The following is a 20,457-nucleotide window of genomic DNA, read 5'->3' as shown; positions in this document are numbered from 1 at the left end:
GTGCTTGCATTCCGGCCGGTGTTAAGCTTATGCCCACGGTCTTTCTGGGACGAAGGGGAATTGTTGTGATCCGACAAGTCAGCGCAACACATACCATTGCAGCCATTGCCATCAGTGCTGTTCTCATCGTTGCAAGCCAGAACGTGCAAGCCATCCTTCCGGTCGATAATAGATCCCCAGATCCTCTGCGGGTCACTAATAGCGACTTTAAGAATCTCTTTGACACATCTGCGCTCGTCGATATCGTAATAGTCCCTTCCGATTACCCACAAGGCGCGGCAGGCTGCTCCGGGTATTCAGTGGGGCAAGGGCTTGTGCTAACTGCGGCCCATTGCTTGTCAAAGGTTGTGGAGGAGGACCCTACAAAACCTGCAGGGCAAAGCGCCACGGCGGGAAAAATATTTGGAATCCGCAGTCCAGGATCAGTTTGGGTCTCTTCCGGCGCGGATAATCCCCGCACCGTTAAGGCGTATGACGATAGCTGGCTAGTAACGCCGAATGCGAGAACAGAGGCGTTTGGAAGAGGATATGCGGTGGAATTCCATCCTGTTTGGGACCTAGCATTACTCAGGACTACTTCAGAGACTCCCTCAAGGTTCTACGGCGCATCGGTATTCTTGATTCCGGACCTGATAATGGGCCCTTCGGATCGAGCAGCCGTCGTGGAAGTCAATAACCTATTTTTCCCATTAGAGCCACCGGCAGGATTTCCCTCACAAGAGGTGTTTAACTTCATTCCAGCCTTCAAAGCGGGGTACAGCTACCCCGGCGGGGATTTGACCCGGACAGCTTTGATTTCAGCCGCATTTATTGCACCCACACCGCGCATCATTAATGACGGCGATTTTTCCTTGGCCTATTGCCTATCATTACGAATCAGCCGAGATGCTTAATCTACTCCACGGGACATTTGAAACCTACGGTAACCAACTAATTCACGTGGGAACTATGGAAATGATGCGCGCCCTCGGGCAATCCTATGGCCACATTATTAAAGGCGACAGCGGAGGGCCTCTTTTTGTAAGCGTAGTCGACAGTGCCGGGAACGTCCGTTTAAGCTTGGTGGCGTTGTGGCACGGGAGGATAATCCCGTCTCCGGCGAGCTGCCGGCGAACGCATTTATTCGAAAGGACCAGTCGTACACTCGGCTACAGCCTGCGTATGACTGGGTGACGGCTGCTGCGGGACGCCTTGGCCAAGCACCCGCGGCGGGTGAGACCTTGGCGTTTGCAGCGCCATTTAGACAACGCATCCAGGACGACACCCTTATTCAGACAATTAATGTCGATTTTGGCGAGGCATCAGGAACTTATATAGACACGCTAGATGCTTTTGTTGTCTACGGTACGGGACTGAGCGGAGAGATAGATAAAATAGCGGTTTCAGGGATTTTTGAGATTTCCGGCTTGGCGTTTTTTAGCGAAGACAACACCGCTCTTGATATCGTCGCCAGCCCGGTAGCCGACATCATGGCGATAGGGTCCCGCCCCTTGCTGCAATCATCGCTGCCGCCTTTCGAAATTTTAAGCGCCACCGGAGTTTTTGATAGCGCAGATCCCGTTTCTTACCTTTCATTCGCGACCGGACTAGCCGGCTCCGCGCCCCTGAGCTAGCACGTTAGGCCTCACATCCTACTTACCTTGCTTATCACGAGGGTTGCACTTCAATGATCGACACCATAAAGCTTCTGCTGGAGCAAGGCCTAGCACTGGTACGTGAAGGACATGCGCAACGGCAAAGGTTTTACAAGGAGATCGTGGAGCCCGTTCACGCGCACTACCTTCGAATGGCTGAGCGGCATGATGCCACCTTCGCGTATGTGAATCTCCAGCTCAGCAGACCTAATTGCAGCCTAAGGACCATCTTTGAAGAAGTCAATGAGCGCCTAGCTTCGGAGGCAAAGGACTGGCACATAATTGACCAAGTCGCCCGGAAATGCGATCTTGACCCAAGGCGCGATGTTGAGCGCGCATATCTGTACTATGTCTCTTCGCTCGCGGAGTGTCTTGAGGTCGTTCACGCTGGCGGCGACGCGCACTCGATCGTCTTTTATCGCGGACTCCTAAACACTTTGGAGATCGAACTTTGGACAAGCGACACTGCGTCCAGCATCGCTCGAGTTCGGGAGCAAGTTAAGGACTTGCAAGCTGACTACACAAAATACTGCGCCAAAGTCGAAACCGGATTGCTCATGCTAAAGAGAGCATGCACCGTCTGAAGGCGAACGGTGAGGCCTAACCCCTCGCTCAAGCTGAGGCCCAACGGCAAGTCACCAAGCCCGGGCCGGCGGTACGCGGTGCATTTTCGCCAGCCCGGGCTTGGCGCCTCGCCGTCGGTCCCAGCTTAGCTCGAACGTTGAGGCTGTAGAAGAACCGTTTTCATCATCCGTTTGCATGCCGTTGTTATGATCGGTCATCGCTTCGACGGAGCCCTGCGATGCCGCGCTTCAAGACGCCCGACTACGGGCTGAAGATGATTCCGGTCGATTTCGCGCAGCAGGTGCTGCCCGGCACCTTCGAGTTCGCGCTCTGCCATCTGGTCGACAACGAGCTCGATCTCTCCACCCTCCGTTCCCGCTGCACCAACGACGCCGGTGGCGCCCCGGCCTTTGATCCGGCGGTGCTGCTCAAGATCGTGCTGCTCGCCTACTCTCGCGGGCTCATCAGTTCGCGCTCAATTGCCGGCGCGTGCCGGAACAACGTACTGTTCATGGCCGTCTCGGGCGACAGCGCGCCGCACTTCACCACGATTGCCGGCTTCGTGGCCGAACTGGGCGACGAAGCCGCAGCCCTCTTCACCCAGGTGCTGCTGGTGTGCGACCGCCAGGGCCTGATCGGGCGCGAGCTCTTTGCCATCGACGGCGTGAAGCTGCCGTCGAATGCATCGAAGGCGAAGAGCGGCACACGGGCTGACTTCGAGCGCGAGGCGGCGAAGATGGAGGCGACCGTGCAGCGCATGATGGGCGAGCAGAAGGCGCGCGACCTCTCGGGCTGTGACGACGAGCAAGCGCGCGCGGCCCGCACCCGTGAAAGGCTCACCCGCGAAGCCACGCAGATCCGCGACTGGCTCGCGACAAACCCGGACGAGCGACGCGGTGCCAAGGGCGCCGTGCGCCAGTCCAACCGCACCGACAACGAGTCGGCCAAGATGGCCACCGGCAAGGGTGTCATTCAGGGTTACACGGGTGTGGCCGCGGTCGATGCCGCCCACCAGATCGTGGTCGACGCACAGGCACACGGCACCGGCTCCGAGCAGGAACTGCTGCTACCCGTGGTCGATGCGACCGGGGCGCAGCGCACGGCGGACACGGCGATCTGCGCCGATGCCGGCTACCACTCGGAGAAGAACCTGGCCGAGCTGGACAATCGACAGATCCCGGCCTGGATCTGCGACAGCGGCTACCGGCAACGCGACCCGAGATACGCCGAACAGGCGAAGCACAAGGCCAGGCCCGACCCGCTATGGGACAAGAGCGACAAGGCGAAGGACGCGCGCGCGGCGCAGAAGACGAAGCCTTACGCCAACACCGATTTCATCGAAGCGGAAGACCGCAGCCACTGCCTGTGCCCGGCGGGCAAGCGGCTCTATCGCAACGGCGGCAACTGCACGATCAACGGCTACGCCGCCACCAAATACACCGGAGCCGAGCGCGACTGCGTGCCGTGCGACCAGCGCACCCGGTGCCTGCGCACGCCGCAGCAGACCAAGGTAAGACAGGTCGCCTTCTTCCGTGGCAAGCGCGATGGCAGCGCATCGCACACCGAACGGATGAAGCGGCGCATCGACTCGGACCAGGGCAAGCAAATGATCGGCGCGCGCTTTGCCACGGTCGAACCGGTGTTTGGCAACCTGCGGCACAACAAGCGGCTCGACCGCTTCACGCTGCGCGGGCGCACGAAGGTCGATGGGCAGTGGAAGCTCTATTGCATGGTGCACAACATCGAAAAGCTCGGGCACCATGGCTACGCGAATTAGGTAAGCTCGCGGGAAGGGAAACGCCCCGATCAGCTCACGCAGGAGCCCCCCTGTGAGGGCGTCAGGAGACGACGATGAAACCGCTGAACCGGGACTGATGCGATGAAGAGTGAATTCAAGCCGGCAATCGCCGGACGCAGCAACTTGCCCCGGAACGGGGTTTTTCTACAGCGTCGTTAGGCGACACTATGGCTCACTCGCGAAATCCCGCCGACGCATATCGGGTACCTCGCTGGCCATTCATTGTTGTGGCCACCACTTGTATTGGCGTAATCGCTGCGCGGATGTTCTGGCCAAAAATCCACTTCGACACCACATCGCTGATACTTCTATCTATCGCCTTCGTTGCTTTCCTGATCCCCTTCCTCGACGTAAAGAGACTCAAGTGGGGAGATTTTGAGCTGGAGCTGCAGGGATTGGTTGATGATCTCGAGAAGACTGTCACTGCCACAGAATCAAGCATTTCGGAACCTAATGGCCAAGGAATTTCCAGGGCTCATAGGAGTCGTCGTGATGACACGGGAAGCACGTGGCAGAAGTATTTCGATGATTACTCCCAGATAATCCAATCGTCGGTTTCTAATACCGAGAAGATCTTGGCCGCCGCGATCCTCATCGAACGCATGATTGAAACGGTAGCAGCCGATTTTGATCTTCAGTTGAGACCCGGAGGCGGTCCGCGCGCGACGGTCAGTTCGCTGTTGACTCAGGGATTAATAACAGCTGACGAAATTCGAGCATTCCACGACTTTTGGGCAATCAGGAACAGAATTGTCCATGGAGGCGCTGAGCCCACAGACGACATCACGGCGCGAATCCTTGAATTGGGGTGGCGCCTAGTCAGGGTGTTCGCATGACGGGCTCGGTCCTAGTGCGGAGCCAAGAATATGCGCTGTGCTCATGTCGCCCAACAAATCGTTGGAGCACAGCCGCGATCGATAAAGTGCCCTGTCATGGCGCTAGCGGGCGGCGCGCTCAACTCAAACGTTAGGCCTCTCTTTACAAGCAATTGGGCGCGAAAGCTCGGAGAGTTAGTGATGAATCAAAAAATTGTCTTAGCTGTTATTGCAATAATTCCAGCGACCCTCACTGCCCTCGCTGGGTATAGTCAAGGGCAAAAGTCAAGCGACTCAAACAAATCGCTTGCCGAGTTGGATAGCAAGAAGATTTCCCTGCAAGCAAGTCAGAACCCAAATTTTAAACAATTGGTTTATCCAAACTACGGGATCATGCTAAATGTCCCTGCCAATTGGACAGCAGAAGACAGTCCTGCTCGCCTTGCCGGCGGGGAGTTTAATCTGGTCAGCCGCTATGAAGAAACAAAAGGCTCGATTGGCATGAACTTTAGGCTAAGGCCCGTTCAACCAAATTACATCAATGATCTCCCCGCTCAAGTCGAAAACCAACGAGTAACCTTAGAGAAAAACTTTGGCGCCGTCAAAGTCGAAGACACCACAATATCTGGGGTACAGGGCAAGCTTTTTACATATGAGTCCGCGACAGGGAAGCGGAAGATGCTAATAAAAATGTATTGGGTTCGTGTTGTTCCTGATGTTCAATTACAAATACTGTGCGCCCAGTATCTAGATGCAGCAGACTTCAACGAGTTTTGGATGCAGGCCACGCAAGCAATAAGCTCCATCGTGATTGCAATCGACTCATGGCAAGCACGCTACAAAAAAGATAAGGGAATTTGATGACCAAGAACACACAGTCCAGCCCGAACCTTCGGACATTCGCACTCAATGCATTTGTAGCATGTTTGCCCAGAAGGGCCTACGCCACCAGCCTAACTGTAGGTTCAACCTGGACGTCAATGCTTCGCATTGCCATCGGTTAACCATGGCGTTAGGCCTCACAGATCCACGCTACCTGCCCATAACGGTCCAACCATGAAACGCCTCACCGGTACCTTGCCTCGCAACCAAAGGAAGCAAATGCTGAAATCGTCTCAAGCAGACAAGCGCATAGAGCATCTCTACGACTACACGAAGTTCCACATAGGAATCTACCTATCCGCTGCCGCAGGTCTCACAGGACTCATTTCGGCAATAGCTGGCGGGAAACTACCAGATACGTTTGTCGGACTAGTTGGATCGCCGGCATTTCTAGGAATGTCTCTGCTGTTCATGGTCCTAGCCGGCGCATGCGGCGGCGTCGTGGCAACCTCACTGACACAGGCCCAATCGTTTGAGGACTTCTGGAACCAACCTACAGGTCCCTCGTGGTGGCTGCTTGGCCCCAAAGGCCAACGCTGGGTTGCTGCAGAGCATCTCTTCTTCTGGTGCAGCCTTGTATGCGCCCTAATTGCCGTGCTGTCACACCGCAGAACGTGGTCATGGGTAACATCATGGTTAGTGCCGTGAGGCCTAACCATTCGCTCAACCGGACCCATTGCGGCATTGGGCACCCCAGGACTGGAGAAGAATAGTGAAACTACGTCAACTTATCTCGGTAAGTGCTGCGGTGTACGGAATTGGGTCTCAGACGTCGGCGGTCGCTTCGGAGTCATACAGTTGCTCAAGATCTGATGGTCCCAAAATCGTCGAGCTATACAAGTTCTCCGCTGATGGTTCAGTCATCCAACAGACGCGTATCTTGCCTAAAGCGGAACCCGAAAAAGGTACGCGACATTTTCAACTAGTGTTTAACAATGAAGACGTCGCCATATTTTTGTTCAAAGGGAACACCGCTGAAGATGGAGTATTTCGCCCGGACCCATGCCTTAGTAACGATCTGAAGGCACGTCGGCAGGACGAGACGTCTACGTTTCGCCCTTGCCCAGGGAATATACAAATTGACATGATCGACAAGAGACAACGAAAACATTATCACTTTACGGCCAACTCAGTGGCGACAATAAGTGAGTTACTGGCCAAGAAACAGCAAAGTCTTCCCTACGGCTTCATGATGTCAATCTGTACTACGAAATCAGATTGAGTTATCTGGCTGTAAATGCGGCATAACCGATCATTCTAAAAGTCACTGCTCTTTGTTCAAGTTCATCGAAGAACAATTCATAGACACGATTGCGTGACTGCGGTTTTCTGACCATATTGAATCTCCCGATAAATTTCATACCACCAATGCAGTGATACTTAATCGATTATAGGGATGGGGATTGGGAAAGCGTTCGAGCAGTCGGGGGAAATCAAACGACTCAAGAAGTAGTATTTTCCGTCGCCAAAGTGGTTATCCTTTTACCCAGAGAAGATCGCCTTATAGAATCGATCTCGAGCGGATGTAAAGTCGACGGAAACGCATTTTTAAAGCTGCTGGCTCAACGATAGAAGGCGAATACCGCTGATGGACTAATCCGGTCTCAGGGCAGCATGCTTAGTGTGCAGTGGCGACCGAGCATGGCGCGATCTGCATGACGCCAAATTCGGAGCGACCTATGCTGCGATTTGGTGCTGTCTTCGTACCGCTAATCGGAGGAGAGAACGCGAGGATTGGCTTCGTCTCAAACTATCCATTGCTTTAGCCCCTGCGGTGTGGCTCGCCTACTTGCCGGACCAGCGCAGTGCGCATCCGCAGAAGCACTAAGCGATTTCAGCGGCATCGTGCAAGCCATGACCTTCGTGAGCTTCGATGCGCTGTAAGCCGAAAGTCTGATTCACGAGGCCGGTTGCTTGGCGCGTGTGCGACGCAAGTTCTTTGATGTCGTGCGCGCGCAAGACTCTACGTTGGAGTTCAAGCAGGAAACAGTGCGAATGCTCAAAATTGGCACAGCATTGCCGAGGCAATAAGAACCTTCGACAAGGTCGATAAGACCTTGTCCGACTAGGTCAAGGACAGCTGGCAGAGCAGGCACACGGGGGGGCAGCAATCCGGTAAGCGCGGATCAAGATGGGGCGCGACATTCTGGGAAAAGCGACCGCGTATTTCACAAAGGTCGCAAAGTGAAGCACGAGTTCATCAAGTGCCGCCGTCGCGTAGAGCAGAACTCGGTGCTGTGATGGCACGCTTTTCGTCCTCGCGCTTCTGCATTTCGATCAACGTCAGTGGATGGGTAATGCTGCAGGCCTAGAACTCAGTCCATAGGCTTCCGGTGCGATGTTCGAGTTCGTCCGTTAGCATGCGCTCGCTTAACCTAGGTATTCGAGTTTGAAATGGCGCTCGGCGAGTTTGTGCAGGCGGACAGTTTTACCGGTCACCGCGCCAACCGACTTCAGCCAGGACTTGAAGGACTTGCGGGGCGAAATGCGCGAGGTGTTGACGCGTATGTCCGTTTCGAACAACTCACCGTTCGCCTCAATGGCGACAGCGCCGTGCGCGTGCTCGGTCGTGCCGCGGCCGCCAAGGCAGTCTTCGGGAAAAAAGGATCTGTGAGCCGCGTCGAGATAGAGGCGCCCATTGTCGATGCTGGACTGGGTGATGTTGAAGTCGATGTAGAGCATGTAACTTCCTTAAGTGACGAATTGGTATGGCTTGGTGCTGCTGAGGGTTCAACGTGCGGCCGGTTGTGGCGGAGTCCCAAAGCAACTTGCACCAGCCCTACGAGCGATCCTTTCGGGCATCTTTGCTCCGACTGGCCTCACTTCGTGTTGTTGAATTGCCCTAAGCAACCTGACTCACTGTCAAAAGGGAGGTCGCCCAGTTCGTCGAAGCACTTTCTGCCCTCAGCTTCGCAAAAGCTACTTTCCATCGGCGACTATTCACTGACTCCGAACCAGCGCAGGATTGCCGTATCTGTTGCTCGGTCGAGTAACATCTGCTCGCGTAAGCATAATGACCTTACATTATTAGCAGTTTTCCGGCTAAGCGATTCCGCTGTGTCCTCGTTCTTACCGAACTCATGCCCTCGCATCAATAAGCCTCGCAGCACCCAATTTACGTCTAACCGGCTTCCAACGCCTCCGGCGTCACGAAGCGCATCTCGAACTCGTTTACCAGTTTCTTTCAGATCGAACTGGTGGTCTTTCAGGTCCTTTGCAATAAACGTGAAAACGAGCTGATAGTCGGTTGGACTAAGCAGAGGAACGCTAGAAACTTCATGAATTTGAGTAGCGATTTGGAGAAGTGCTGCATCGCCATCCCATTTGCTCATATCTACATTCGGGGTTCTTTCTAATCCGACGTGGGGATGTCGCGCGGGGTCTCTCACCGAGCCTCCGCTGAAAGACCAGTCAAATCGGAGTGGCGCGACATTCAATGTTTCTACAAATTTGCGAAATGTACCTTGGCCATTCCAGTCCGCGGCCAGCGAACCAAACTGCCGAGTCAGCACGCTTGCTAAGCGGCTGCAAGGTACAGGCTGACTTGAATTCGCTACTTCCTGATGAACTACCTTTACAACCTGCTTCAACTCATCGTCGATCGAAGTTGAGGAGTCTGGTTGAGCTCGTGAGGGCACGGAGTGGCGCTGCGGGTCATAGATCGTCCCACCTCCATCTGAAGTGATGCGCAGCGACGCCAAGTTCCAGGATTCGAGGAGCTCGCGAAAGCTCCCATGTCCAGCCCACGTAGAAGCATCCATGCCTTTCACATTGGCAAGTACCTTTGCTGCAAGTTTTGCCAGAGGCACTGCAACAGTTGATTCGTCAACGGTCTGCTCAACGATGTCTCGACAGGCGCGCGCTAGAAACTCAGTGTCCGAACCAATGGGCGTTGCTAACTCGGATGTTTCAAGCGGCAGGGTGTCATCGTCATCCTTGAACCCAAGGGCCTTTCGAATGAAATCGTCTTGGTCGATGAGCAAATCTGCTGAAGCCCTGTAGGCAGCAGAAGGGAAGCCAATAGCGAGTACGGTCGTACGTCTGTCCCATCGACGCAGTTTTCTCAGCACCGGTGTGAAGTCAGCGTCCGCCGAAAAGACGATGAACTCGTCGTACCGAGTTTCATGCTGCAGAAGATCAATGATGTCGAGCACCATATGAATATCCGTGCTGGTCTTACCTTCGCTCGTAAGAGCAGGGCAATCGATGATCTCAAAGCCCGCAAGATTGAAGGAAGGCCGAAAGCGCTGATAGGCCTGCGGGTTGAGGTAGCAGCGCCTGACAAGGACACGTCGTTTAGAGTCGAGGGGAACATGCTCTGGAAGTTCAAGACACTGAACGATCCAAGTGATCCATGCGAGCGGCTGCCGGGCAAAGCGATCTGCGACAGTCTGGTCCAGTTTCCGAAGACCCGAATAGACATTATCGAAATCAACAAAAAGCGCACTTTTCACTGCTTCTCCTCAGTTCACACGCGGGACCGAAAAACTCATAAGCAAGCGATATTAAACACTTTGGCGTGAAAGCACCGCACGAGTCATGTAGGAACTGTGTCAATCGACGAGCGTGCTGCCAAAGAAGCTAGCTCTTAATTTAATAATTAAATAATTTAATTTATTTTTTTGCACCGGCTGCAGCCATGCTTTAAAGTTGCTTCAAAATTGATTTGATATTTATGCTTTCGAACATGCTAGTGGGCACGCTTTATTCGTCAATTTAGAGGGCCCATTGACCGGAGATAATAACTTTTAATAATTTATACACGCGTGGTTAAAAAAGTTGAAAAAGATTTAAATTATTAGTTGCATTTGAAATGCAGCGGGGTACATTTAATGTGCGCACCGCATTGATTAGACTTTGCAAAGGAGATCGCCATGTAATAAATAAAATTCAAATACCAAGGTTCAACTGAAATCGAAATAGATTCGATTTCTTCTAATGCGCAGACTTATCCAACCTTATTTTTAAAGGTGATATATGAAAAATGTTAGCAAAGTAATGAAGATGTGTGTTGCGGCTCACATTCCATTTTCAATCCACATCTTGGCAATCCTTTGTTTTCAAGGAAGCTTTGTACGTGCTCGCAACGCTTATTTGCGTTATCGAGATTCGTATAAAAGAAAAAGTGGGAAAAAGGAGTGGGCATGTTGGTACGCTAAAGCAAGTATGCTCACCTCACAACCGAGCTACGGTTTCATGAGTATCAATGACATCCTCAATCACGAGTATTCGAACCTGAGGTTATCTCGTGAAATCGAATGTGGACGGTTGTTTGTGGGGCTCAATATTGAAGCCGCTCCGCCTATATCTTAAATGTAATCAATAAGAAGCTCGGGCCACCAGGCTTTTTATTGCCGTAGGTACCGTGCCCACCGTTCCGCTGATTCACTTGTATTCAGCTGACGCGGTGTCGCACGGTCAGGCGGCCTCGGGCGCTTTTCAAGATACCGTTCCATGTCGTTTCCGAGGATCTCCCTCGTGCGCATCATGGACCCCTAAAAGCCGCTCGGATCAGGTAACTCGATCGAAAAGTGCGCCGTCTCGTAGCGCTCGACACTCAGGGCAAGGACCTCAAGGCGATCCGCCGCGGCGCTACCTTCCTGAGCGTCCCACAATCGTTCGATTTCGGCCAAGGCGAGAAAGTGCTCGGCTTCGGTTTGGTTGGGCTTCAGTTCCATATCCGGTTCTTCGTTTTCGATCCATCGATTCGAACGCGCGCGGCGTTCGTGCCGACGATACCGATGACTATGACGTCCCCCGTGTGGTGTGAGACTAACCTGTCCCGCTATCGAAGATTTTGTCATTTAACGACTGCGTCGACGATTTGGGACAGCTGTTCCTCCGACTGCGTGATGCCGGCCTGCTGCAACATCCATTGCTCGATCTTGATGTGCCAAACGCGCAGAAAATCGAGCGACCGGCGGAGGTAGTACTTCTCGGCGATCGCAGACGGCTTGTGGCCCATGATTTGCGCGCTTATGCCGCTCGGTGCTTCCACCCACTCGCACAGCGTGCCGAACGACCGACGCAGACCATGCAGCGTCAGCGGTGGTAGGCCAGCGGCAGCCAAGGCCTTGTTGTGAGCGATACGTGGCTCCTGCAGCCGACCGGATGCTGCGGTCGGACTGCTGAACACCCATTCACGCACCCGCTCGGCGATTTGCTCGGCTTTTTCCTTGTCCGCACCGCGCAGTTTGCTCACTCGCTTTTCGTGCTCATCATGGAGGTTCTTCAGATCCTGCAGCAAGCTCGCGACGTAGGGTGTGAGCGGGATGACGCGTTGGCCTTCCACCTTGTCCTTGATGAAGAGGCGCTTCCATCGGAAGTCGACATCCACCCAGCGCAAGCCCGCGATCTCCTCGCGGCGAGCACCGGTAAGCAGTAGTACCTGCAAATACACGGCATGCACGGGGTTGGGCAGGGCGCGCACTTTCTCGAACCACAACGCGAGTTGTTCCCGCTGCATGCAGTCGTCTTTCGCGGATCTCTTTGGCAACTCATCGCGCGCAGTGCGAGTTTTGCACGCGTCTGCATGTATCAGTGGAGCAAACTCCTTCCGGCTTAGGCACCAGTTTAAGAAGGCTCGCAACAGACGAAATGCCAGTGCGGTCGAGGTGGGCCGCTTCTTCACCTCTTCCTTCAGCCAGTCTCGCACTGCTTCCGCGTCGATGCTCTCCAACGGGCGCAACAGCAGTGCGCGCAGGATGCCTGGCTGGGTGGTATCACCCTCGCCCTTCTTCCGCCCGCGGGTCTTCGGCTTTCCGCCCTCGGAAACCATGCTTTGATGGTCTGCAAGCGTACGCGCACCCCACTTCGAGCGCCGCGCCTCAACGTATTCCGCCCACGCATCAAGCGCAGGGGACTTAACTCGTTTTTCCCGCTCACGCTGCGCTTCGATGGATGCAAGTTTTTCGGCACGTTCCTGGCGAGGATCGACTTTCCTGTTGACCAGGGTCTGCAGCCTGCAGGCCTCGGCGCGCGCATCTTCGATCTTCCATGCCGCCGCGTCGCCGATAGTCAGGCGGATGGTCTGACCATGAAGTTTGGCCTCGAAGACGAAAGACTTTGCGCCCGCAGTAGCACGCACCGCAAGACGCGGGGCCTCGGTATCCCAGAGGAAGCTCTGCTTCACATCCTTCGGGCAGGTGAATCGGCGGATGCGTTCGGCAGTCAGTCGTTCGCGTTGCATGAGCTCTCCTGTGGCTACACACGATAGGCCAGGTAGCCACCGTGTAGCGACATTCTAGCAATCCGACTGAACGCAAATCAACAAGCTTTTTAGCAAATTCGTTTAATAACAGTAGGTTATAATGTACGATAAATGGAGATCAACGCGAAGAAACTCTATTTTTTTCGGACTCTTAATCCGTAGGTCGAGTGTTCGAGCCACTCACAACCCACCAGTAAAATCATTTAATTGGGCCAGTTCTTCGGAACTGGCCTTTTTGTTTTCTGGTGGGTCAGTCAGGCGCTCAATGCTCACCCGCCTGCGGCACCTTCAACCCGACCGCGACCACGTTGCCGGCGGCGTCCATGCGGCGCACGGTGAGCTGGATGGCGCCTACGCTGACGCGATCGCCGACGACGGCGCCGCGGCCGAGGCGGAACAGCATCAGCGTCTTCAGGTCGAGTTCGGCATCGTCGGGCGACAGTTCGAAGCCGTAGTTCAGTGCGAGGTCGCCGGCGCGGCAGCTGGGATCGACGACGAATTCGCCGAAGAAACCCGCGTGCGCACTCAGGCCGCCGGACACGGCGCCGAAGGCGCGGGCGATCGGTTCGGCGAGCGCTTCCGGCGCGGCGAACCACACCGCGTCGCCCTCGGCCAGCCGGGACGCCGGCTGCAGGCGCACCAGGCGCTGATCGCGCGTGACTGCGACACAGCGCACTTCGCCGGGTTCGCCAAAGTCGGCCGCGATGTCATCCGGGTGGCGCCCTTCGGCTGCGGAGCCGGCACCGACGAGATATTCGAGCAGCTCCAGCGCGGCGTCGCCGCCGACCCACACTTCGCGCCGGTCCACCGGCTCGTCGCGCGGCGGCACCTCGACGCCGAACACCCGCGCGGCCGCCGGCACGGTGGCGCCCTGCACCAGCAGCGACAGCAGCACGACGGCGAAGGCGACGTCGAACAGCAGCAGCGAATCGGGCACGCCCATCATGACCGGCACGATGGCCAGCACGATGGGCACGGCGCCGCGCAGCCCGACCCACGATATGTAGGCCACCTCGCGCACCGGGTAGCGGAAGGGCAGCAGGCCGGTGGCGACCGCGAACGGGCGCGCAACCAGGATCAGGAACACCGCCATCGCCAGCGCTTCCCAGGCGTGGTCGAGCAGGTGCGACGGCGTCACCAGCAGGCCGAGCACGACGAACATGCCGGCCTGCGCCAGCCAGGCCAGGCCGTCCATCACGCGCAGCACGTGTTCGGTCGCGTGACTGCGCCGGTTGCCGACAATGAGCCCCGCTATATATATTGCGAGAAAACCGCTGCCGTTGAGCAGATTGGTGGCGGCGAAGATCAGCAGACCGCCGGACAGGATGAGCAGGGCATACAGGCCTTCGGCCAGCTTGAGCCGGCGCAGCAGGCGCGCCAGCACCCAGCCGCCGGCAAGACCGGCCAGCGCACCCAGCCCCATCTGGCTGACCAGCATCAGCGCAAAGCGCAGCGGGCTCGACTGTTCCGGGTGCAGCAGCATTTCGACCAGCATGGTCACCATCAGGATGGCCATCGGGTCATTGGCGCCGGATTCGATCTCCAGCGTGGCCTTCACCCGCTGGTTCAGGCGCACCCCGCTGTTGCGCAGCAGCGCGAACACGGCGGCGGCATCGGTCGAGCCGACGATGGCGGCCAGCAGCATGCCGAGCCGCCAGTCCACATCGAGCAGCCAGGTGGCGAACAGCCCGAGCGGCAGCGCGGTGGCCACCACGCCCCAGCTCGCCAGCACGGCCGCCGGGCGCAGCGCTACGCGGAAGGTTTCGGTGCGGGTGCGCAGACCGCCGTCGAGCAGGATGACGGCGAGCGCGAGCTGGCCGACCAGCGTGGCGCTCGTGAAGTCGCTGAACAGGATGCCGCCCGGCCCGTCTTCGCCGGCCAGCATGCCGACCACGAGAAACAGCAGCAGCAGCGGCAGCCCGAGCCGGGTGGACACGGTGCTGCCGAGCACGCTGACGAACAGCAGCAGGCCGGCCAGCAGAAGATATCCGTTGATTGCGGTCATGCAGCAGTGATCCGTGCAGGGTGGCTTCGGGACGCCCGCGCGGCCGAACAGCGGAATGTCTGCCGCGCCGACGCTCTGCTGCATGGTTTAACACGAAACCGCCCGCAGGCTGCGCCTCAGAACTGAATCTGCACACGCGCCTGAAGTGCAGAGAGGCGCGCATCGCGCCCGCTGCTGGCAGGTACTGCCTCGGCCTCGACCCAGTTTGCCATCAGACGGAGGTGGTCATTGACATGAACATTGAGCCCGAGCGTCCAGTTGCGCTCTTCGCCGCCGGTGATCGGTCCGTCCTGGAGGTCCAGCACGCTGTAGCGTGCCGCCACCTCCCAGGTACCCCAGCGACCGCTCGCGCGTATCGGGTCGAAGGTGGCACTGCGCGGGTTGTAGCCGCGGCGGGTGCCGTTGATCAGCCAGGCAGCGAGCAGATAGCCACCCTGAAAACGCACGTCTTCGCGCCCATGGCGCGCCACCGACGTCTGCAGATACTCGCCTTGCAGCAGCAGCGGGCCATGGGTGAGCGCCAGTTCGAGCCCGGCGGTCACGCTGCGATCGACGTCGCTCAAGGTTCCGGTGGACAGCAGCCGTCGCGTCGCCAGGTGCACTTCAGGCAGCGCGCCGAAGCGGACACGGTCATCACCGGGCGGCGTGCGGTGTTCGGCCGACAGACCGACATGCAAGCGGCTTCCACGGTCGAGCTGCGCCGACCACACGACGCGCCCCGCCAGCGCCCAGCCCTGACTTTCGCCGTGCTCGCGGCCCTGCACACGGCCCTCGAACACGCCCGCAGCGGCGTACCAGTCCGCACCGGCAGCCTCGCGCCAGGTCTCGCCGAGCACACCCAGCGAATAGCCGCGCACCAGTGCATTCGGCAGCGCACGCTCCATGAACACTGTAGCGTTCGAGCCGGTCATCTGCTCAAGACTGACCGGTTCCACCAGATTGCCGATGCGCAGGCGCACCCGCTCGAAACCGTAGTAGCCGATGTAGGCGTCCTTGATCTGCGCGTTCTGGTCCGACGTGAAATCGTGCTCGTAGCGGAAGCGCACATCACGGAACAGCCGGCCGGCGATGAACAGGCGGGCGCGCCGCCACTCGCCGCCGCTGCGGTCATCCGGCTCACGGTCACTGTCCACATGCGCGTAGTCCGCGTGCACGCGGCCACCGACGCGCACACCGAAACGCTCATCGGCCGATTCGATCGCCAACCCGTCGTCACGCGCACGGGCCTCGTCCGGGCGCAGGCAGATCAGACCGATACAGGCGGCGAACATGAGCCAGCGGATCATCGTGCCGGCGTTCATGCGCAATCCCGGTCGGTACGCCAGGGAAAGGCAGTCTGCGCCGCCGCTGGCAACACGCCGGATGAACCCGATGGACACGAAACCCCATGGACGGTGCATTCGCCCTGCTCGCCAAACAGGAAGCGGAACACGGCTGCACCGAGACCACCTTCGGTCATGGCGCGCGTGAAATCGTGCCCGACACCGGGCAGTACCGAGTAGCCGTAAGGCGTGGCAAGACTTCGCTCGCGCGCCGCGTGTCGCATGGCACCTATCCAGCGCCAGCCGCGTTCGCGACGGTCGACGCCCTGCTGACGGTCGATGCGCGGTGACAGGTTGAGCGCGGCGTCGCGCACCGTGTCTTCGTTGCCCACAACCACCGCCATCGGGATGCGCAGGAAATCCGGGGCGGCGATGTGCACCGCGCCGCCTGCTGACTCGGCCAGACCACGCGGATAGCGCACGCCTTGATCCGGAAAGGTGTACCAGCCTGCAGCACCGACCACGACGCGCGCTACGCGCGCCGGATGAATCATCGCGTAGCGATGCGCGAATTGCCCGCCGCCGGAAAAACCGAACAAGTGGATGGGGCGGTGCAGCAGGCCAAGAAGACGTCGCACATCGTCAACGATGGCGTCGAGCAGCGCGTCGGGCGCATGCCCGCGTGCGTCCGGCGTCAGCCGCTGATAGCGCGGGAAGCGCTTGCGGCCGAAGCGCGGCGCCACCAGAACAACGCCATGACGTTCGGCGAACGGAGCAAAGCGCTCCGCGTGCTCGCGTGCGTTGCGCGAAATGCCGTGCACCGTGACGAACACCGGTGCGGTCGGGCTGACATTGACCGGCAGGTAGAGAAAATAGGTCTGGCGATGCGCGCCGGGCAGCGTCATGCGCAGCACGCGCGATGCGGGCAGGCAGTGCCGCTGACGATCGGCATCGCGCCGGGCCGACGACATGTCGACCGGGGAGGATTCAAAAAACATGGGAGCTCCAGGGGCAAGGGCGATGCGCGCCGGGCGCGGCAACGAAATCACGCGTGCAGTGGATGTGTTGACGGGTGGCGATCTCATCACAGCAGCCTCAGCGCGCGCGGCGACGACAGTTGCAGACGGATCAGCGCCTCTTCCGGTGTCAGCGTGTCGAGCCTGCACGCGCGCAGCGCCAGTACGCGATCAGCGCGGGCGAGTCGCGCCGGGTCGTGCGTCACATGGATCACGCTGCCCTCGAAGGTATCGATCACACGGTCGAGCGCCTCGCGTGCGGGTCGGTCAAGGTTCGCCTCGGCTTCATCCAGCAGCAGGAAGCGCGGGCGCACCAGCAGCGCACGTGCGATGGCGATGCGCGCGCGCTCGCCGGTCGACAGACCCTGCCCGCCTTCGGACAGTCGCGCCTCCAGCCCGCCGGGCAGCCGGGCAATCAGCGCGTCGAGCTGGCACAGCTCGATCACCTGCTGCAGCTGCGCGGCGTCGACGCCCGGCGCGCCATAGACCAGATTGAGTCGCAGCGAGCCGCGCAGCAGCGACAGCTCGGGCGTGACAAGGGCAAAGGTGCTGCGCAGATCGGGCCACGCACTTCGGCTCAGATCCTGCCCACCCAGACAGACGGTGCCGCTGTCCGGTTCGACCAGCCCGGCCATCAGTCGCAGCAAGGTGGACTTGCCCGAACCATTGGCCCCGATGACAGCGATGCGTTCACGCGGCCCGATGTTCAGATCGACACCACTGAAGAGCACGCCATAGCTGACCGCCGTCATCTTCAGGCGAGCCGGCCGCTGTGTCAGCGGCGCATTGCCGCGTCGTACAACGCTGCGGCCGGCGGGCAGCAGGGCAAGCACTTCAAGCTGCTTTTCGCGTGCGACCAGTGCCGCATTCCAATACTCGAATACACGACCCAGATCATTAAGTCGCGGCGCCAGCAGACCGGCCACCACCATGGCGGCGACCACAGTACCCGGTGTTGCATGACCCGCCGCCACCTGCACCGCACCGACGGCGAGCGCGCACAGGCTGGCCAGCGCGGCGCCCGCGTCGGACACGGCGCGCAGCAGGCCGACCACGCGCGCGCGCCGGAGCATCGCGGCCTTCAGGTCGCGGCTGACCTCGCGTACCCGACGCGACTCGCGTGCTTCCTGGCCGAATGCCTCGACAACGCCGAGGTTGGCGATGCGATCGCTGATCAACGCTGCAATGCGCCCCCTCTGATAGCGCGCCTCGCGGGTGCGCACACGCAGTCGCGGACCGATGGCCAGCGCGAGCAGCATCGACGCGCTGACCGCGCAGCCCACAGCCACCGCAATCACCGGTTCAATCGCCACCAGTGCGGCCAGCGCCAGCACGGTCGCCAGACCGCTCACGCTCAATCGCGCCAGCCCGAGGCTGACCCAGTTGCGCGTCGCGGTGAGGTCACCGACAAAGCGCAGCAGCAGCGCGCCGCGGCTCATCCGGCGCGCGCCGGCTGCACCGATGGACGTGACATGCTGGAACAGCCGCATCCGCACCGCATGCACATAGGACTGGCCAAGATGCTCTGCATCGACGTGGCTGCGCCAGCGCAGCCACGCGCTGGCGGCGAGCACGCCACACAGCGCGCCGACCCGCAGCAGGCCGTCGTGCAGCGCCGCGCCGGCACCGACGACCACCGCGCGATCAAACACCTCGCGTACCAGCAGCGCGGTAGCCACTGCGGCGATTGCCTCGCCGACCCCGTTGGCCAGCAACAGCGCGAAGCGAGCACGCCGGCGACCGGAAATGACGCGCGGCAGGCTCATGGCAATTCCCGCCACGGCGCTGTCCCGCATGTGCGGGCCGGCTTCATGCGGCGCTCCGCTGGCTGACCGGCTGGCGCAGACGCGACGCCACGACGCTGCTCACCACCTTCGGATCGAGCAACTGCGCGCGCGTCAGGATGGGGATACCCAGCGCCGCCTGCGCTTCACGCTTGCCCAGCGGCGAACATGACAGCAGGCCGGACAGCAGGAAGGGCTCGATGCCGAGCGTACGCGCCGTCAGCACGCCGCCGACGGCGCCCGCCGCATCGCCCGCTGCGAACACGAAGCCATCGATGCGTTCGCGGATGGTCGAGCCCGCCAGCACGGCATGGGTTTCCTTCTGGAACACGCCGTCGGCGAACTCCACCACGACCACGCGGGCGCCGCGCAGCGCGGCGGTACCGACCAGTGTCTCGAATGCACACTCGATGCGCTCGAGTGGCATGCGGTAGGTCGTGGCCATGCCGGCGTCGGTGAAGTCGAGTATCGGCACGCCCGCATCGGCAAAGGTGTTGTAGTCGGCGATGGCGCCGGTGCCGGTCGCCTTCACGGCCGCCACGGCGTGGCCGCCGCGCAACAGTCCGTGCGCCAAGGCTGCGGCCGCGGTGGTCTTGCCGGCATTCATCGAAGTGCCGAATACCCCCAGCACGGTCACATCGTCGGGAATGAAGGCGCGCGGCAGCTGGTAGGACACCACGTTGATCACGTCGCCCTCGCTGTCCGTCAGCAGGCCGAGCGGTGCAATGCGCGTGGGCGCCGACATGCGGTCGTGCGCCTGCACCACGCGCCCGATGATGCCGCCGGCAGCGACCACATCGCAGCCAGCGGGGTTGATCTCCGCAAATCCCTCGAACTGGTCTGGCGCGTAGCGATCACCCAAGACCATCACGACATGGTCGCCGACATGGGTCTGTGACGCCCGGCCACGCGCCAGATGGATGTTCTTGTGCTGTCCAATCTGCGTGATGCGCCCGAGCACCAGATCACCCGGCATCGCGGCGTCGAAGTTCTTCGACAGGCCGGCGACGTCGGCAAGATTGACGCGGCGGGTGGTGAAGGCCCATTTTGTGCCAGACGGAATCGTTCCAGCTGTGATATCGATGATTTGCATTGTCGCTCTCCAGGAAATGACTGCCGGCAAATGCCTTCGCAGTACTTGACAAGACTCATTCTGGAGAAGCGATCTGTCGGGCGACTGTAGCGAAAATTAACGGGACCTGACCCGATCATGAAAGAAATATAAATTTCGGAAATAATTCACACTGCGGGCTGGCTTTCTGAATTCACACCTCGAATTTCACAAAAATGAAGTTCCTTGCGCCCGGATGGCCGTGCCGGCCGAGATCGAATACACGGCTTAGAACATTCGTTCAAAGCGGTTTATTCGGGAATAATTCCCGAATTCTTCAGAACTGAAGAATGGCTTGATACGGGGCTCATCGAGCTTGTCCGTTCCGGGCTACACACCTGTCAGCGCAGTCCTACATACGCTTTGACCGAGCCGA

At 58.9% G+C, this 20,457-nt stretch carries 15 protein-coding genes; 6 read left to right on the top strand and 9 right to left on the bottom strand.

Going from position 1 to position 20,457, the window contains the following annotated elements:
* Nucleotides 1–29: 29 nt before the first annotated feature.
* From NMQ16_RS06625 to NMQ16_RS06600, 6 genes are all read left to right on the top strand, one after another.
* Nucleotides 30–893 (top strand): hypothetical protein, encoded by an 864-nt coding sequence (locus tag NMQ16_RS06625; protein WP_257079750.1) that lies wholly within the window; start codon nucleotides 30–32, stop codon nucleotides 891–893.
* A 327-nt stretch (nucleotides 894–1,220) separates the two neighbouring features.
* Complete coding sequence (locus tag NMQ16_RS06620; protein ID WP_257079748.1) at nucleotides 1,221–1,613, top strand: hypothetical protein; 393 nt, start codon at nucleotides 1,221–1,223, stop codon at nucleotides 1,611–1,613.
* Between the two features lie 53 nt (nucleotides 1,614–1,666).
* Nucleotides 1,667–2,218: a hypothetical protein gene (locus tag NMQ16_RS06615; RefSeq protein ID WP_257079746.1), complete on the top strand. Its 552-nt coding sequence runs from the start codon at nucleotides 1,667–1,669 to the stop codon at nucleotides 2,216–2,218.
* A 218-nt stretch (nucleotides 2,219–2,436) separates the two neighbouring features.
* Nucleotides 2,437–3,975, top strand: a complete 1,539-nt coding sequence (locus tag NMQ16_RS06610; RefSeq protein ID WP_257079744.1) for a transposase — start codon at nucleotides 2,437–2,439, stop codon at nucleotides 3,973–3,975.
* 188 nt (nucleotides 3,976–4,163) lie between these two features.
* The gene (locus tag NMQ16_RS06605) at nucleotides 4,164–4,832 is read left to right on the top strand and encodes a hypothetical protein (protein WP_257079743.1); all 669 of its coding nucleotides are present in this window, start codon (nucleotides 4,164–4,166) and stop codon (nucleotides 4,830–4,832) included.
* Nucleotides 4,833–5,012: 180 nt separating this feature from the next.
* Nucleotides 5,013–5,672 carry a hypothetical protein gene (locus NMQ16_RS06600; RefSeq protein WP_257079741.1) on the top strand — a complete coding sequence of 220 codons (660 nt, stop codon included), beginning with the start codon at nucleotides 5,013–5,015 and terminating at the stop codon, nucleotides 5,670–5,672.
* A 2,391-nt stretch (nucleotides 5,673–8,063) separates the two neighbouring features.
* Here the strand turns inward: NMQ16_RS06600 and NMQ16_RS06595 are convergent.
* The 9 genes from NMQ16_RS06595 to NMQ16_RS06555 all read right to left on the bottom strand — a co-directional run bounded on the left by NMQ16_RS06595 (nucleotide 8,064) and on the right by NMQ16_RS06555 (nucleotide 20,063).
* Nucleotides 8,064–8,375, bottom strand: a complete 312-nt coding sequence (locus tag NMQ16_RS06595) for a hypothetical protein (RefSeq protein ID WP_257079739.1) — start codon at nucleotides 8,373–8,375, stop codon at nucleotides 8,064–8,066.
* 254 nt (nucleotides 8,376–8,629) lie between these two features.
* Complete coding sequence (locus NMQ16_RS06590; RefSeq protein ID WP_257079737.1) at nucleotides 8,630–10,147, bottom strand: NYN domain-containing protein; 1,518 nt, start codon at nucleotides 10,145–10,147, stop codon at nucleotides 8,630–8,632.
* A gap of 1,041 nt (nucleotides 10,148–11,188) precedes the next feature.
* Complete coding sequence (locus NMQ16_RS06585; RefSeq protein ID WP_257079735.1) at nucleotides 11,189–11,371, bottom strand: hypothetical protein; 183 nt, start codon at nucleotides 11,369–11,371, stop codon at nucleotides 11,189–11,191.
* Between the two features lie 122 nt (nucleotides 11,372–11,493).
* Nucleotides 11,494–12,882 carry an integrase family protein gene (locus NMQ16_RS06580; protein ID WP_257079733.1) on the bottom strand — a complete coding sequence of 463 codons (1,389 nt, stop codon included), beginning with the start codon at nucleotides 12,880–12,882 and terminating at the stop codon, nucleotides 11,494–11,496.
* A 283-nt stretch (nucleotides 12,883–13,165) separates the two neighbouring features.
* A complete protein-coding gene (locus NMQ16_RS06575; RefSeq protein ID WP_257079731.1) occupies nucleotides 13,166–14,908 on the bottom strand; it encodes a potassium/proton antiporter in 1,743 nt (580 codons plus the stop codon).
* 116 nt (nucleotides 14,909–15,024) lie between these two features.
* Entirely contained in the window at nucleotides 15,025–16,209 is a 1,185-nt protein-coding gene (locus NMQ16_RS06570) for an OprO/OprP family phosphate-selective porin (protein WP_257079730.1), read from the bottom strand.
* Nucleotides 16,206–17,168, bottom strand: coding sequence for an alpha/beta fold hydrolase (locus NMQ16_RS06565; RefSeq protein WP_257079728.1), 963 nt, complete (start codon nucleotides 17,166–17,168; stop codon nucleotides 16,206–16,208). The genes NMQ16_RS06570 and NMQ16_RS06565 overlap by 4 nt, the downstream gene beginning before the upstream one ends.
* 86 nt (nucleotides 17,169–17,254) lie before the next feature.
* Nucleotides 17,255–18,952, bottom strand: a complete 1,698-nt coding sequence (locus NMQ16_RS06560; RefSeq protein WP_257079720.1) for an ABC transporter ATP-binding protein — start codon at nucleotides 18,950–18,952, stop codon at nucleotides 17,255–17,257.
* Nucleotides 18,953–18,995: 43 nt separating this feature from the next.
* The gene (locus NMQ16_RS06555) at nucleotides 18,996–20,063 is read right to left on the bottom strand and encodes a DUF1611 domain-containing protein (RefSeq protein ID WP_257079719.1); all 1,068 of its coding nucleotides are present in this window, start codon (nucleotides 20,061–20,063) and stop codon (nucleotides 18,996–18,998) included.
* Nucleotides 20,064–20,457: the final 394 nt, after the last annotated feature.

The sequence above is a fragment of the Methyloversatilis sp. XJ19-49 genome, assembly GCF_024580145.1.
Classification (GTDB): Bacteria; Pseudomonadota; Gammaproteobacteria; order Burkholderiales; family Rhodocyclaceae; genus Methyloversatilis.
Note: the sequence above shows the minus strand (reverse complement) of the source record. Positions and strands in the feature narration are given on the sequence as shown.